Annotated in this window: 12 protein-coding genes; 10 read left to right on the forward strand and 2 right to left on the reverse strand. The window is 73.4% G+C overall.

Going from position 1 to position 15,018, the window contains the following annotated elements; translation table 11 throughout:
* Positions 1 to 33: 33 nt before the first annotated feature.
* The 3 genes from ACFY7C_RS16625 to ACFY7C_RS16635 all read left to right on the forward strand — a co-directional run bounded on the left by ACFY7C_RS16625 (position 34) and on the right by ACFY7C_RS16635 (position 3,676).
* Positions 34 to 732 (forward strand): helix-turn-helix transcriptional regulator, encoded by a 699-nt coding sequence (locus ACFY7C_RS16625; protein ID WP_389650229.1) that lies wholly within the window; start codon positions 34 to 36, stop codon positions 730 to 732.
* A 150-nt stretch (positions 733 to 882) separates the two neighbouring features.
* Positions 883 to 2,442, forward strand: coding sequence for a carboxylesterase/lipase family protein (locus tag ACFY7C_RS16630; RefSeq protein ID WP_389650232.1), 1,560 nt, complete (start codon positions 883 to 885; stop codon positions 2,440 to 2,442).
* A 274-nt stretch (positions 2,443 to 2,716) separates the two neighbouring features.
* Positions 2,717 to 3,676 (forward strand): MurR/RpiR family transcriptional regulator, encoded by a 960-nt coding sequence (locus ACFY7C_RS16635; protein WP_389650235.1) that lies wholly within the window; start codon positions 2,717 to 2,719, stop codon positions 3,674 to 3,676.
* 247 nt (positions 3,677 to 3,923) lie between these two features.
* Here ACFY7C_RS16635 and ACFY7C_RS16640 read toward each other — a convergent pair whose 3' ends face one another.
* Positions 3,924 to 4,958, reverse strand: a complete 1,035-nt coding sequence (locus tag ACFY7C_RS16640; RefSeq protein ID WP_389650238.1) for a TolB-like translocation protein — start codon at positions 4,956 to 4,958, stop codon at positions 3,924 to 3,926.
* Positions 4,955 to 6,361 carry an MFS transporter gene (locus ACFY7C_RS16645; RefSeq protein ID WP_389650241.1) on the reverse strand — a complete coding sequence of 469 codons (1,407 nt, stop codon included), beginning with the start codon at positions 6,359 to 6,361 and terminating at the stop codon, positions 4,955 to 4,957. Before ACFY7C_RS16645 ends, ACFY7C_RS16640 begins: the two co-directional genes overlap by 4 nt.
* A gap of 603 nt (positions 6,362 to 6,964) precedes the next feature.
* On the opposite strand from ACFY7C_RS16645, the gene ACFY7C_RS16650 reads away from it, so the two are divergent.
* The 7 genes from ACFY7C_RS16650 (at position 6,965) to ACFY7C_RS16680 (ending at position 14,987) form a co-directional block, all read left to right on the forward strand.
* Positions 6,965 to 8,173 carry a hypothetical protein gene (locus tag ACFY7C_RS16650; protein WP_389650243.1) on the forward strand — a complete coding sequence of 403 codons (1,209 nt, stop codon included), beginning with the start codon at positions 6,965 to 6,967 and terminating at the stop codon, positions 8,171 to 8,173.
* A complete protein-coding gene (locus tag ACFY7C_RS16655; RefSeq protein WP_389650246.1) occupies positions 8,170 to 8,952 on the forward strand; it encodes a WecB/TagA/CpsF family glycosyltransferase in 783 nt (260 codons plus the stop codon). The genes ACFY7C_RS16650 and ACFY7C_RS16655 overlap by 4 nt, the downstream gene beginning before the upstream one ends.
* On the forward strand, positions 8,952 to 10,208 hold the full coding sequence (locus ACFY7C_RS16660; protein WP_389650249.1) for a nucleotide sugar dehydrogenase: 1,257 nt from the start codon (positions 8,952 to 8,954) through the stop codon (positions 10,206 to 10,208). The genes ACFY7C_RS16655 and ACFY7C_RS16660 overlap by 1 nt, the downstream gene beginning before the upstream one ends.
* A 5-nt stretch (positions 10,209 to 10,213) precedes the next feature.
* Entirely contained in the window at positions 10,214 to 11,317 is a 1,104-nt protein-coding gene (wecB, locus tag ACFY7C_RS16665; RefSeq protein ID WP_389650251.1) for a non-hydrolyzing UDP-N-acetylglucosamine 2-epimerase, read from the forward strand.
* A gap of 112 nt (positions 11,318 to 11,429) precedes the next feature.
* Positions 11,430 to 12,293 carry a chain length determinant protein gene (locus ACFY7C_RS16670; protein ID WP_389650254.1) on the forward strand — a complete coding sequence of 288 codons (864 nt, stop codon included), beginning with the start codon at positions 11,430 to 11,432 and terminating at the stop codon, positions 12,291 to 12,293.
* A 14-nt stretch (positions 12,294 to 12,307) separates the two neighbouring features.
* A complete protein-coding gene (locus ACFY7C_RS16675) occupies positions 12,308 to 13,939 on the forward strand; it encodes an oligosaccharide flippase family protein (RefSeq protein ID WP_389650257.1) in 1,632 nt (543 codons plus the stop codon).
* The gene (locus ACFY7C_RS16680; protein WP_389650260.1) at positions 13,929 to 14,987 is read left to right on the forward strand and encodes a hypothetical protein; all 1,059 of its coding nucleotides are present in this window, start codon (positions 13,929 to 13,931) and stop codon (positions 14,985 to 14,987) included. The genes ACFY7C_RS16675 and ACFY7C_RS16680 overlap by 11 nt, the downstream gene beginning before the upstream one ends.
* Positions 14,988 to 15,018: the final 31 nt, after the last annotated feature.

Here is a 15,018-nt window from a genome sequence, read left to right on the forward strand (position 1 = left end):
CTCCGCGCAGCCGCCCCCCGAGGTGATCCGCACGTGTCCCACCCTCCGTTCTCACCCGTCCAGGCCAGGGCCGCCCGTCTCCGTATCGGCCTGACCCCCGAACAGGCCGTCGCCGCCATGGCGCAGCTGGGCCTCTACCGCCCGGTGCAAGCACTCCTGGCCTGGGAGTCGGGGGCGATGCCGCCTTCGGAGACCGAACTCTTCGCGCTGGCCGACGCGCTGTGGTGTCCCGTCCCCGTGCTCATGGACCTGACGCCGCGATCGCTGCGCGAGCACCGCCTGGCCCGGCAGTTCACCGCCGAGCGGCTGGCCCGGCGCATCGGCATGGACCCGCACGACTACGCCCGCGTCGAAAGCGACCACCGCTGGCGCGGGACCGACCGGCAGACGCTGCTCCTCGCGGACGCCCTGGGCATGGAATCGGAGGAACTGCTGGGCGTCATCGGCCGGGCCGGGGAACTCGACGGCCTGCTCCGCCAGGCCGTCGAAGGGCGGTGGAAGCAGCACACCGGCTCGCTCGCCTTGCTCGTCGGCGCACCCGAGCGCGCGGTGGCACGGGCGCTGCGCACCCTGCACCAGGAGTACGCCCGCTTCAACGAGCGCTACATGGGCCATCTCGTCGCCCGCAGCGACCAGGCCCGGCTGAAGGAGATCGCCGCGGAACGGACGGGGTGGCTGAACGCGCTGCCGGACCGTTTCCTCCATCTCATCGGCCACGACTCGTCGCGCTGACATCCTCGGTGCGCCCACATCCCCGCCGCATTGACATCGGCGTCGCGTCAATCGAGGTGATCTTGGTGTTGGCGCCGGCGTGCCGGGTGATGGGACGCTTGATCACAGCCTGACCAGGGGCGATTCGGCGTGTGACGAGAGGCGGTTCCGATGGACATCTTCACGACGGAGAACGGCGCGGTCCGGGGGTTCCGGGCCTCCGCCGATGTCGTCGCCGTCCTCGGCATCCCCTACGCCGCCCCGCCCTTCGGCGCCCACCGCTTCCGAGAACCCCTTCCGCCGGCGGCGTGGACCGGAGTGCGGGACGGCACGCGATTCGGCCCGGTGGCGCCCCAGTCGGCGGAGCTGCCCGGAGCGCCCGTGTGGTCTCCGGGCGACGAGGACATCCTCACCGTCAACATATGGACCCCGGCCCCGGCTTCGGCCTCGGCCCTGGACGGCGGGCGTCGTCTGCCGGTCCTGGTCTGGATCCACGGCGGGGCCTACACCTTCGGATCGTCGGCCCAGCCCGACTTCGACGGTACGGCGCTGGCCCGCGCCGGCCTCGTCGTGGTCACCCTCAACTACCGGCTGGGCTTCGAGGGCTTCGGCCATGTCCCGGCGGGCGGAGCGACTCCGTATCCGGACAACCGAGGACTGCTCGACCAGGTCGCGGCGCTGCGCTGGGTGCGGGACAACATCGCCGCCTTCGGGGGCGACCCCGGCAACGTCACGATCGCCGGACAGTCCTCCGGGGCCGCCTCCGCCGCCTGCCTGATGGTCATGGAGCGCGCCCGCGGCCTGTTCCACCGCGCCGTCCTGCACAGCCCGGCCAGCCCCTGCTACCTGCCGGAGACCGCCGCGGCCACCACCCGTGAGGTCGCCGCGGCGGCCGGCTGTCCCGCCACGCCCGAGGGCCTGACCTCCTCGACTCCCGAGGCCCTGGTCGCCGCCTCCGACCGGGTGGTCGACCGCTACCGGCGCGACCCCGCCTCCGGCTCCCGCCACTACGACCCCTCGCTCTACGCGCCGGTCCTCGACGGCGACGTGCTGCCGACCGACCCGCTCACGGGGATCGCCGAGGGCCTGACCGCCCATGTGGACCTGCTGGTCTGCCACACCACCGAGGAGTACTGGCTGCTCGACGCCGTCGGCAGCAGCGCGAAGGTCACCACCGCCGGACAACTCGACCGTTTCGCCGCGGACTTCACCCTGCCCGGCGAGCTCGTGGCCGGCTATCGCGCCGCCATGCCCGACGCCCCGGTCCTCGACGTCTATCTCGCCCTCTACGGCGACCTGCTGTTCGGCGAGTTCGGCAACCGGCTCGCCGAACTCCACGCCAGGGCCGGCGGCCGCGCGTTCCTGTCGCGTTTCGACCGGCGGCGCACCGGCCCGGACGGAGTCGTCCGCGCCTGGCACTGTGCGGACATCCCCTTCGCCTTCGGCAATCTCGACGACGAGCGTCTGGCCTTCCTCATCGGCGGCGCGCCCACCGCGCCGGACCGGGAACTGGCCGACCGCATGGTGCGGGCATGGGCCGATTTCGCCGCCACCGGAGACCCGGGCTGGCCGACGGTCGGCGACGGCTCGCCCGCGCCCGGCTCCGCCGTCCCGGCCAGGGTCTGGCGTACCGAGGAGAAGGTCTCCGGGGACGGGCCCGCCTCCGGGGACCGGCCCGCTGTCCCGCGTGCCCTGTGGGCCGAGGTGGGCCTGCCCCTGCTGCACCCCTGAGAGGGCACGGGAGCCGGCGGAACCCGCACCCGCCCCGAGGCTCGGGCCGTCTGCGCCGCACAGCCCCTGACCTCCGGGCGGTGCGCACCCCGCCGCCCGGCCCGCCGGTGACCTCCGGGCCGGCGACGCCGCACCGCTCCTGACCTCCGGGCGTACGCGCCCCCCCCGCCCGGCCCGGTGGTGCCTCCACGGGGTGCCTCCCGGCGTCTCGCACCCGGGCTGCCCCACGCCGTGAACTATCTTGGGCAGCAGCGAGACGAGAAGGAGGCACCCCGTGCCATCTGGGCAGCAGGCGCGCGCACAGGCGGCCGCGATCACCCCGGGCAGACGCTCGGCGGACGCCCACGCGGAAGCCGAGGCGGAGGCGGAGGCGGGGTCTCCCGCCGAGCGGGTGCGGGCCCTCTTCGGCGGGCACCGGCTCTCGCCGGGTCAGCGCCGCATCGCCCAGTTCCTGATCGACCACCTGACCGAGGCCGCGTTCCTGTCGATCACCGAGCTCGCGGAGCGGGTGGGGGTCAGCCAGCCCTCCGTGACCCGGTTCGCCGCGTCCCTCGGGTTCAGCGGCTATCCGGCCCTGCGGGAAGCCCTCCAGCCCATCGCGCTCAGCGCGGTCGCCGGCGCGCCGGGCGAGGCCGAGGGCGAGGGGCGGCTCCGCAATGAGCTCCAGTCGGCCGTGGACGCCGAGATCGAGAACCTCACGGCCCTGCGGCGCGGGGTGTTCGCCGACCCCGACCGGATCCTGGACATCGGCCGCGAGCTGGCCCGGTCCGTGCCCCTGACGGTCCTCGGCCTGCGGATCTCCGTCTCCCTCGCCGAGTACTTCGCGTACGCCGCGCGGCGCATCCACCCGGACGTCCGGGTGGTGACGCGCGGCGGCAGCGTCGCCTACGACGGACTGCTCCAGGCCCGCGAGGCGGGCGGCACCTGGGTGCTGGCCTTCGCGATGCCCCGGCACGCCAAGGAGACCCTCGCCGTCGTCCGCGCCGCGCGCGCCGCCGGGCTGCGGGTCGCGCTGATCACCGACCTGGCGTTCGGCCCGCTCGTCGACGAGGCCGACGTGGTGTTCACCGCGGGCACCGGGTCACGGCTCGTCTTCGACTCGTACGCGGCGCCGGGGGTGCTGTCCGCGGCCATCCTCCAGGCCATGGCGGACGCGGATCCGGAGCGCACGCAGACCCGCCTGGAGAAGTACGAGCAGGCGGCGGACCAGCACGACTTCTTCCTGGACGACTGAGCCCGGACCCTCTCGCTCCGGATGCGGACGAGGGCGCCCCGCACCTCCGGAATGCATGAAAATTTTCATTCTCTTGCTTTCTCGGCAGTAAGTATATTTACTTGAGAGCGCCCCCACGGGCACGCATGAAACACCTCAGGGTCGCCCCCTCCTCCTCAGACGGCCCTTGTGTGTGAACGGCACGCACCGCGCCTCGCGCGTGTGCACCGTGGCGGCTCCGGTCAACCCCTGGGCCGGAGCCGCCACCTCACCGGACCGGTGCGGGCGGGGCCAGGGCACTCTTCAGGAGGACACGGGGCGTTCCGCCACCGTCGGCCGGGACGGTCCAGACATCGTCGGTGCGCGCACCGGTCTCCGCCGGGAGCGCGTACGCCAGGGTCGCGTCGTCCAGCCACACGGCCTGGTCGTCCACGCTGCGGCGCTCGGCGAGCGGGGTGGATCTCAGGGTGCGCAGATCGAGGACGTGTTCGCGCCAGAGCGCGGCCGTGCCGAGGACCCGCTTCTTGTACGCGACACGGGTGCCGTCGGGCGACAGCGAGGGGCACTCGACGTTCCGGGTCAGGGTCGTGACCGTACGGGCCGCGAGGGAGCCGCGGACCAGATAGGTCTGTTCGCGGGTGCTCAGGGTGGCGTAGAAGGTGTCGTCGTCGGCCGCGAAGGTCACGCCCCAGAAGTTGACGTCCCGGTTGCGGTAGGGGCGGCCGTCCAGGACGACCGTGAACTCCTCCAGGTTCGCTGCGAGCTTCCAGCCGCGGGTGTCGAGGATCGCCGTACGGGTGGAGAAGAAGGCGGTCCCGTACGACTCGCCCTTGACGAAGACGGTCCAGGCGGCCAGCCGGCCGCTGGGGGAGATCCGGGCGCGGCTCGGTATGCCGGCCAGGGGATAGGTCCTGAGCGTGCGCAGCCGCGCGTCCAGGACCAGGGCGCGATAGGACGGGCGGCCGAGGACGGTGGTGGACTGCAGGCAGACCCCGGTGCCGGCCGCCGCGTGGAAGCGCAGACAGCTGACGTCCGAGGCGGTGCGGGTCGCGCCGGCCGGGGCGCCGGCCGGGACCGAGACGAGCCGGTCGCGGTGCGGGCCCGCGGCCGTGCTGCGGAAGACCAGACGGCCCGGCTCGTCCAGGGTGACGGTCCCGCTCGCGAAGGCCGGGCCGCCCGGGCGGGGCCTGTTCTCCTCGGTGGCACGCTCCGCGGCCGAGAGCACGGACCAGGTGCCGATGCCCGCGAGGAGCAGGACCCCGGCGGCGAGGACCAGCAGGCGGCGCAGCGGAGTGAGGGTCATCGCGGATCTCCCGTGAGGCGCGCGGGACGTGAGGGCCGGGCGGGCCGCAGGACGGCACCCGCGACCGTCGCGCAGCAGACGAGTCCCGCGGCCGCCGCGGCGAGCGCCGGGCCGTCGCCCCACGCCGCCCAGGCCGCACCGAAGGCCAGGGAACAGCAGAAGCGGGCCAGGGCCTGGCCGGTGCCGACCAGGGCGATACCGCTGGCCCGCAGCCGCTCGGGCACCACGGCGGCGACCGCCGCGGGCAGCACGCCGTCGGTGGCGGCGTAGAACAGCCCGTGCAGCACCAGGACCAGATACGGCAGGGCGGGCGTGGCCGGCGCCCAGAGCAGCAGCGCGTACGCGAGCAGCAGACCGGCGTGCCCGGCGAGGAACACCGCCCGGCGCCCCACCCGGTCGGCGAGCCGCCCGGCCGGCAGGGCGAACAGCAGGAACACCGCCGCCGTGCCGAGCGGAAGCAGCGGGAACAGCTGCTCGTCGATCCCCGTGCGGCGCTGCACCAGCAGGTAGAGGAAGGCGTCGCTGACGGTGGTCAGACCGAGCAGTACCGCGCAGGCGAACAGCGCCCGCAGCCGCCGGGCCCGCAGCAGCCCGAACGCCGCCCGCAGATCCACCCGCGCCGGCTCGGCCTCCCCGCCCCCGGGGCCCGACCCGCCCCCGGAGCCCGACCCGCCCCCGGGGCCGGCCCCGCCGCCGGGTCCCGCTTCCCCCGTCCCCGAGGCCCGCGCCCCGGGAGCCGCCTCCGGCACCTCCCCGCCGCCGGCCGCGGACTTCTTTCCGCTCGGTACGAAAAGAATCAGCACCAGCACGCCGAGCGCCGCCACGCAGCCGCTGACGGCGAACACCGCGTCGTAACCGCCCGCGGCCACCCCGAGGATGAGGAACGCGAGGATCGGACCGAGCAGCGCCCCCGTGGTGTCCATCGCCCGGTGCACGCCGAAGGCCCGGCCCTGCCGCTCCGGAGGGACGGACAGGGAGATCAGCGCGTCCCGCGGGGCGGTGCGCAGCCCCTTGCCCGTACGGTCGAGCGCGAGGGCCGCGCCCAGCGCGCCGAGGTGGGGCAACAGCAGCAGCGGCTTGCACAGCGCCGACAGGCCGTAACCGATCCCGGCCACCAGCTTGTGGTTCCGCACCCGGTCGGCGAGATGGCCGCCGGTGAGCTGCACCAGCGCGCTCACCCCGTTCTGCATCCCGTCGAGCACGCCGAAGCCCAGCGGACTGAGCCCGAGCCCCATCACCAGGTACAGCGGCAGGACGGCCGTGACCATCTCGGTCGAGACGTCCGTGACCAGGCTGACCGTGCCGAGTGCCAGGACGGTCGGGGAGACCGCCCGGACCGTGCCGCGGGCGCGGTCGGGCGCGGCGGTCGTCCCGCGCGGTGCGGAGCGATCGGCCAGGTACACAGTCGAGGACCCCCCACTGCCGTGAACGGTGGACGCGCGCCCACTGTAACGCCGGACGTCCGCCGGAACGGCGCGATCGGTGCGGCTTCGCGACCGCTTGGCACCAATTCCGCGAAAGGCCTCATCGTCACCGTGTTGTGCGCCTATCTTCCCGTTGTACGCTGCGAGTTGAGCACAACGTTCGCGCTGTGCGCAGGGGGTGTCCGTGGGGGGTTTCACCGGCAGGAGGCCGAAGCGCCGACGCTTCGACGCCGACTGTCCTTCTCATCATGCTCATCAAGATCATCATGCCCGGGGTCGTGACGTCCGGGACCGATCGCGCACCGGCCTGCCCGTGAACCGGGCGTCCGCCGGATAGTCGCGCCGGCACGCGCGGCGGCATCCCCCGGGATGCCGCGATTCCGTTCTGCGCCGTGCCGTCCCGCGCCGTGCCGCCACGCGCCGCGCGGCAGATCGCCGTACCGCCATTTCCGCTACGGCCGGCCGAGAGCCGGCCGAACAGTCAGCCGACCCGGACCAGCCGCTCTGGCCCGGACCGACCCGAGGGGGGTGGGTGTGTCCGTTCGTCCTGCCAACACACCCGAAGATCCACGCAGTTCACGGATGAGACAGCTGGCGCGGGCGGACCGTCCGCTCCATGACCTCGCCACCCGCCTGCTCACGGTGGCCGAGCGCGGACTCCCGCGGATGCTCCTGCCCGACGGCACCGGCTTCGTCTTCACCCGGGCCGGGCGCCCCACGGGCGAAGGCGCGGGCGACGGCGCGGGTGACGGAACGGGCGACAGCTCGTGGACCCTCGAACAGCGCGGCACCAGCATCCGTTACGCCGCCATCACCGTGCTCGGCACCCGCTTCCTGCCCACCGACCGGCAGCGCGCCGTCCTCGGCGGCCGCACCGCCGAGGAGTTCACCGGCCTGCTGATCGAGCGGCTGCCCGGGGTGCGCAACCTCGGCGACGCCGCCCTCGTCGCCTGGGCCGCCGCCGAGACCGGCCACCCCAAGCTCTCCGACGCGCTCGACCGGGTCACCGCCCTCGACCCGCCCGGCCGGCCCCAGTACACCGTCGAGGCCGCCTGGGTGCTCTCCGCCCTCGCCGCCGCCCGCGGCACCCTCGACGTGGAGGACCGCCTCGCCGCCGCCCGCGACCGGCTGCTGCGCGCCCGGATCGACGGCGGACCCCTCTTCCCGCACGCCACGGGACCGGGCCTGAACCCCTGGTACCGCGCCCACATCGGCTGCTTCGCCGACCAGACCTACCCCCTGCAAGCTCTCGCCCGCGCCCACGCCACCGGCCACGACCCCGAGGCCCTGGCCGCCGCCGACGCCTGCGCCACCCGCATCTGCGCCCTCCAGGGCGACGGCGGCCAGTGGTGGTGGCACTACGACGCCCGGCGCGGCACCGTCGTCGAGGGCTACCCCGTCTACAGCGTGCACCAGCACGCCATGGCCCCCACCGCCCTGCTCGACCTCGCCGAGGCCGGCGGCACCGACTTCGCCGAGCCGATCCGCCGCGGCCTGCGCTGGATGACCGAGGTCCCCGAACTCGCCCGCGCCGGCGTCAGCGAACCGATGATCCTCGACGACCTCGGCGTCACCTGGCGCAAGGTCCACCGCGGCGACCCCAGGAAGGCGGTGCGCGCCGCCCGCGGCCTCACCACCCGCGTGCTCCCCGGACTCCGGCTCGGCCCGCTCGACGCGGTGTTCCGCCCCACCGCCGTCGACCGCGAGTGCCGCCCGTACGAGTTCGGCTGGATGCTCCACGCGTGGCTGGGCGGCATCCACGACACCGACGGGGAGGCGAACGGCAGATGACGACACGCCAGAACCTGTTCGGCGTCACCCTCGACGCCCTCACCATGGACCAGACCGTGGCCCGCTGCCTCGACGCCGTACGCTCCGGCGAACGGCTGGAGATAGGCGTCGTCAACGCCGCCAAGCTCGTCAACATGCGCCGCGACCCCGCCCTCGCCCGCGCCGTCTCCGGCTGCGACCTCGTCCTCGCCGACGGCCAGGCCGTCGTCTGGGCCGGCCGGCTGCTGCGCCGCCCGCTGCCCGAACGCGTCGCCGGCATCGACCTGTTCACGCGGCTGCTCGCCGAGGCCGAGCGGGAAGGACTCTCCGTCTACTTCCTCGGCGCCCGGCAGGACGTCCTGGAGAAGATGCTCCACCGGGTCGCCGCCCGCTTCCCCCGCCTGCGGGTCGCCGGAAGCCGGAACGGCTACTTCGACGACAGCCGGCAGCCGGAGATCGCCGACGCGATCGCCGCCAGCGGCGCCGACATGCTGTTCCTCGGCATGACCTCGCCCAAGAAGGAGATCTTCACCGCCGGATACGGCGAGCGCAGCAAGGTGAGCCTCGTGCACGGCGTCGGCGGCTCCTTCGACATCCTGGCCGGAATCACCCGTCGCGCACCCGAACGCTGGCAGCGGCTCGGCCTCGAATGGCTCTACCGCGCCCTCCAGGAACCCCGCCGCCTCGGCCGCCGCTACCTCACCACCAACGTCTCCTTCGCCCTCATGACGGGGCGGGAGCTGCTCCGCCGTACGCCGACCGTCAGCACCGCCAGCACCGTGACCAGGGGGGAATCCTGATGCGAGTCGTCGTCGTGGGACAGGGATACGTCGGCCTGCCGCTCGCCATCCGGGCCGCCGAGGTCGGCCACGAGGTGATCGGCTACGACGTGGACGCCGAACGGGTCAAGAGCCTCACCGCCGGCGAGTCGTACGTCGAGGACGTCTCCTCGGAACGCATCCGCGCCGCCGCCGAGGCCGGGAGGTACCGCGCGAGCGACTCCGTACGCGACTGCGGCGGCTTCGACATCGCCGTCGTCACCGTGCCCACCCCGCTGCACGAGGGCACGCCGGACCTGCGCTACATCGAGGACTCGGCCCGCGCCCTCGCCCGCTACCTGCGCCCTGGCGCCACCGTGATCCTGGAGTCCACCACCTACCCCGGCACCACCCAGGAGCTGTTCGGTCCGCTCCTCGAAGAGGGCTCGGGACTCGTCGCGGGGGCCGACTTCCACCTCGGCTACAGCCCCGAGCGGATCGACCCCGGCAACCCCGTCTGGGGCTTCGAGCAGACCCCCAAGGTCGTCTCCGGCGTGGACGCCGCCTCCCTCAAGGCGGTCAGCGAGTTCTACGACGGACTCGTCGACACCACCGTGCCCGTCGGCTCGCCCAAGGAGGCCGAGCTCGCCAAACTCCTGGAGAACACCTTCCGGCACGTCAACATCGCCCTCGTCAACGAGATAGCGATGTTCGCCCGCCACCTCGACATCGACGTGTGGCAGGCCATCGACGCCGCCTCCAGCAAGCCCTTCGGCTTCATGCGCTTCACCCCGGGACCGGGCGTCGGCGGCCACTGCCTGCCCATCGACCCCTCGTACCTCTCCTGGCGCGTCCAGCGCGAACTCGGCCAGAGCTTCCGCTTCGTCGAACTCGCCAACGACATCAACAACCACATGCCGGACTACGTCACCCGGCGGCTGGTCAGCGCCTTCAACACCCGCAAGCGGGCCGTCAACGGCTCCCGCATCCTGCTCCTCGGCCTCGCCTACAAGAAGAACACCGGCGACGCGCGCGAGTCGCCCGCGCTGCGCATCTCCCAGCTCCTGCTCGACATGGGCGCCGAGGTCAGGGCCGCCGACCCGCACGTGGTCGAGGGCCACCGGGTCGACCAGCGGCTCGCCCGCGTCGACCTCACCGAGGAGGAGCTCGCCGCAGCCGACGCGGTGGTGCTGCTCACCGACCACGACGCCTTCGACTACGGGCTCGTCGAGGCCCACGCCGACTACGTACTCGACTGCCGGCGCCGGCTGAGCGGTCCCAGGATCGAGGTGCTCTGACCCCCATGCGGATCATCTGCGTCGCGGGCGCGCGACCCAACTACATGAAGATCAAACCGGTGATGGACGCCCTGGAGGCCAGGGACGCCGAGGTCATCCTCGTCCACACCGGGCAGCACTACGACCCGGCCATGAACGACGTCTTCTTCCACGACCTCGGCCTGCGCCCGCCCGACCACTTCCTCGGCGTGGGCTCCGGCAGCCACGCCACCCAGACCGGGCGGGTCATGGCCGCCTTCGAACCGCTCGTCGAGGAGCTCGCCCCCGACCTCGTCGTCGTGGTCGGCGACGTCAACTCCACCCTCGCCTGCGCCCTGGTCACCGCCAAGGCCGGCCCGCTGCTCGCCCATGTCGAGGCGGGACTGCGCAGCCGCGACTGGTCGATGCCCGAGGAGGTCAACCGGGTCGCCACCGACCGGGTCAGCGACTACCTCCTCGCCCCCTCCCACGACGCCGCCGACAACCTGCGCGCCGAGGGCTACCGGGACGACCAGATCCATGTCGTCGGCAACGTCATGATCGACACCCTGTTCGCCAACCGGGAACGGGCGAAGGCGTCCGGAGCCCTCGCCGAACTCGGGCTCGTGGAAGGCGAGTACGGGCTCGTCACCCTGCACCGGCCCGCCAACGTCGACGACCCCGAGGTCCTCGCCGGCCTCCTCAAGGGACTCGGGGAGGTCGCCGCCCACTGCCCGCTCGTCCTGCCCGTCCATCCCCGGGCCGCCGAGAAGCTGAACGCGCTCGGCGTGCCCGGCGGCATCCGGCTCGTCCCGCCCGCCGGCTACCTCGACTTCATCGCCCTCCAGGCGGGCGCCCGGATCGTGCTCACCGACTCCGGCGGCGTCCAGGAGGAGACCACCGCCCTCGGCGTCCCCTGCGTCACGCTCCGGGACAACACCGAGCGCCCGATCACCGTCGAGCAGGGCACCAACGTGCTGGCCGGCCGCGACCCCGACCGGATCGTCGCCACCGCCGTACGGCTCCTCGCCGATCCGCCCGCGCCGCGCCGCCCGGCGCTCTGGGACGGAAGGGCGGGCGAGCGCATCGCGGAGGTCCTGCTGGAAGGAGGCACCGCCGGCACCCGCCCGAGGCCCACCGACCACCGTTGAACCGCAGACGTGGTGATCGCGAAGGGCTCACAACCCGGCGCGATCCCACCTATCCTCATCTGCGGGACGGCAGTTGAGCAGCCGCCACACGGGGCGCGCAAGGGGGAACGCCATGGACCTCGCAGAGATCTTCCGGGTCATGTGCCGGCGGTGGTACGTCCTCGTGCCCGGGCTGCTGCTCACCACCGGGCTCGTGGTGGGAGCGTGGCTGCTCGTGCCCGTCTCGTACGAGTCGCAGAGCACCGTCGCCATGCTCAACTCCCGCAAGGGGGCGGCGGCGGACGGCAACCCCTTCCTCAGCATGGAGCCCTCGCTGACCGGCATGGCCGACAGCCTCGCCCGCAACGTCAACTCCGACGCGTCCAAGGCCGAGCTGAGGGAACAGGGCCTCACCCTGAAGTACGAGGCCAAGATCGCGGACAACGCCCAGGGGCCGCTGCTCTGGCTCACCGTGACCGGCGAGGACCGGGCCGCGGTCCTCCAGGGCAACAAGACGCTGATGGCGTTCACCGCCCAGCGCCTGGAGGACCTCCAGGCGGAGCAGGCGGTGCCGTCGGACGCCATGATCCGGATCACCACGATCGTCCCGCCGCAGAACCCCGAGGCCCAGCTCAAGTCCAAGATCCAGTACATGATCATGGGCGCCGGCCTCGGCATCGTCCTCAGCCTGGTGGCCACCTTCTTCACGGAGGCGCGCCGCCGGGGCCGCACCCCGGCGAGGCACCGGCAGGAGGCCCAGCCGGCCCCCGAGGCAGGGGCGGAGCCGGACCCCGAGCCGACCGCGACCGGCCCCGCCCGCCCGGTCGATCTGGGCGGTGACCTCTCCGACGGTCTGCTGACGGGCACGGACGCGCCGGACGAGGACCTGCCCACCGCCGACCCCGAGCGGCAGCCCGACCAGCCCACGGTCCAGCTCCCCGTCCTGCCCGTCGCCGAGCGGCGCCCCGCCAAGCGCCCGCCGTCCTGGGTGAAGTGACGAGGGGCCGCGCCGTGGAGACCGAGACAGAGACCGAGACCGCATCCGGCGACCGGGCGGCCTTGGGGACCAAGGTCCGCTCGGCGACCCGGTGGAGCCTGATCAACACCATGGTCATGCGGCTCGGCAACTTCGCCACCGGCATCGTGCTCGTCCGCTTCGTCCTCGACCCCGCCGCCTGGGGCGTGTACGGGGTCGCCCAGACCGTCCTCATGGTCCTGCTCGCCGCCAACGAACTGGGCGTCACCCTCGCGATCGTCCGCTGGGAGGGGAACGTACGGCGGTTCGCGCCGACCGTCCTCACCCTCAGCGCCCTCTCCAGCGGCCTGCTGTACCTGCTCCTGTTCGCCTCGGCCCCCGCCGTCGCCGCGCTCCTCGGCTCCGACGAGGCCACCGCCGTGCTACGCGTGATGTGCTTGTGCCTGGTCCTGGACGGTCTGTCGCAGGTCCCCGCGGGCGTCCTCACCCGTGAGTTCCGCCAGGGCCGCCGGATGGTCGTCGACGCCCTCAACTTCGTCGTCAGCACCTCCGTGACCCTCGTCCTCGCCTTCCAGGGCTGGGGCGCCATGAGCTTCGCCTGCGGCGCCGTCGCCGGCAACGTGGTGGCCCTGGCGGGCTGCGCGCTCGCCGCCCCCGGCTTCCTCCGCTTCGGCTGGGACGCCGCCCAGGCACGGGCGCTGCTGCGCTTCGGACTGCCGCTGGCCGGCGCCAGCCTCCTCTCCCTCGCCGTGGTCAACGCGGACGCGATGATCGTCGGCGCGGTCCTCGGCAACGTGGCCCTCGGCTACTACATGCTCGCCTTCAACATGGCCGGCTGGCCGGTCCGGGTCATCTCCGAGACCGCCCGCCGGGTCTCCTTCGCGGGCTTCTCCCGGCTCGCCGACAGCCCCAGGGCACTCTCCGAGGGCTTCGCGCGGGCCCTCGGCGTCCTCATGACCGCCACCGTCCCGGCCTGTGTGCTGCTCGGCGCGCTCGCCGGACCCCTCGTGGAGCTCGTCTACGGCGCGAAGTGGCGGCCCGCCGCCGAGGCGCTGCCCTGGCTGATGGCCCTCGGCCTCGCCCGGATCGCCGCCGAGCTCACGTACGACTGTCTGGTCGCCGTCGGCAGGCGCCGCTCGCTCCTGCTCATCCAGGGACTCTGGCTGGTCACCCTCGTCCCGGTGCTGATCCTCGCGGCCCGCGCCGGTGGCATCGAGACGGTCGGCGCCGGCCATGTCGCCGTCGCCGGAGCGGTCGTCCTGCCCGCCTTCCTGCTGGCCCTGCGGCGCGGCGGCGTCGCAGTCCGCGCGCTCGCCCGGGTCTGCCTCCGGCCGGTGCTCGGCGGCGCCGTCATGGCCGTCGCCGTCGTCCTGCTGCGGCAGCGCCTGGGGGAGGGGATCGCCGCCCTGTGCGCCACGTGTGTCATCGGGCTGGCGTGTTACGGCGTGTGCGTGCTGCCCGGCCGCACACTGGTGCGCGGCGTACTCGCCCGGCGGCGCCGGAGCCGGGCGGACGAGCCGACGGCGGACCGGCCGCCCGAGGCGCACGGGGTGCCTGATGCGCACGGGGTGCCTGAGACGCCCGAGGTGCCCGCGGTCGCCGCCGCGCGCGCCGTTCCCTCCGTACCGGTGCCGAAGCGGCCGGCCGACCCGGCCCGTGAGCGATGAGGTGAGTCCCCTGGCCCGACCCGGCCGCCGCAAGGTCCTCGGGGCGGCGCTGCTGAGCGCCGTCCTGCTGTTCTCCCTGTTCACCTTCACCGGGCTCGGCCAGAAGGCGCTCTGCCTCGGCGGCGCCGCCCTGTGCGACTCCCGGGCCATCACCGCGCCCGGCGCCGACGGCTCGCCGCCGCCCGGCGCCGACAGGTCCGACGGCAAGCCGCCCGCGCCCAAGGGCTGCGCGAGCCCCCGGGCCTGCGGCTATCCCGACGACACCACCACCGGCCCGCGGATCAGCACCCTGACCCCGCAGAGCACCGGCAACGCGGCCATCCGCACCGACGGCACCGTCATCCGGGGCTGGGACATCACCGGCTCCCTCGACGTCTACGCCAACGACGTCACGGTCATCGACAGCCGCATCACCTCCACCAACTGGTGGGGCATCAACCTGCGCCCCGGTTACTCCGGACTGCGCGTGCTGTACACCACCATCACCGCCGTGCCCGGCAAGGGACCCAACAACGGGGGATCGGACTACGCGGTCTCCAACATGAGCACCAGCTCGGTCGAGGTCGGACACTGCGACATCTCCGTCTTCGGCGACGCCCTGTCCATGGGACAGGGCAACCTGCACGACAACTACGTCCACGACATCACCCCCTTCAAGAACCTCGACGGGGAGTGGCAGCACACCAACGCCGTCATCAGCAACGGCGGCGGCAAGGGCAAGCTGATCATCCGGCACAACACGCTGCTCAACCCGACCCCGGTCGAGAAGGGCGCCTCCGCCGCCATCGGCCTCTTCGCCGACAGCGCACCCGTCACCCAGACGGTCGTCGACGACAACTGGCTGGCCGGCGGCGCCTACACGCTCTACGCCGGCGGCAAGGACTCCTCCGGGATCGAGGTCACCGACAACGTCTTCTCGCCCCAGTACTACCCGGCGGGCGGCAGATACGGGGCCGTCGCCTACTGGAACCCCACCGGCAAGGGCAACGTCTGGCGCGGCAACCGGATGGCCGACGGCACCCCCGTCGTACCGCCACCGCCCTCCTGAGGGCCGGGCGGCGCGGCCCCGTAAAGTGCGA

It is taken from the genome of Streptomyces sp. NPDC012769 (genome assembly GCF_042901205.1).
In the GTDB taxonomy this organism is placed as follows: domain Bacteria; phylum Actinomycetota; class Actinomycetes; order Streptomycetales; family Streptomycetaceae; genus Streptomyces.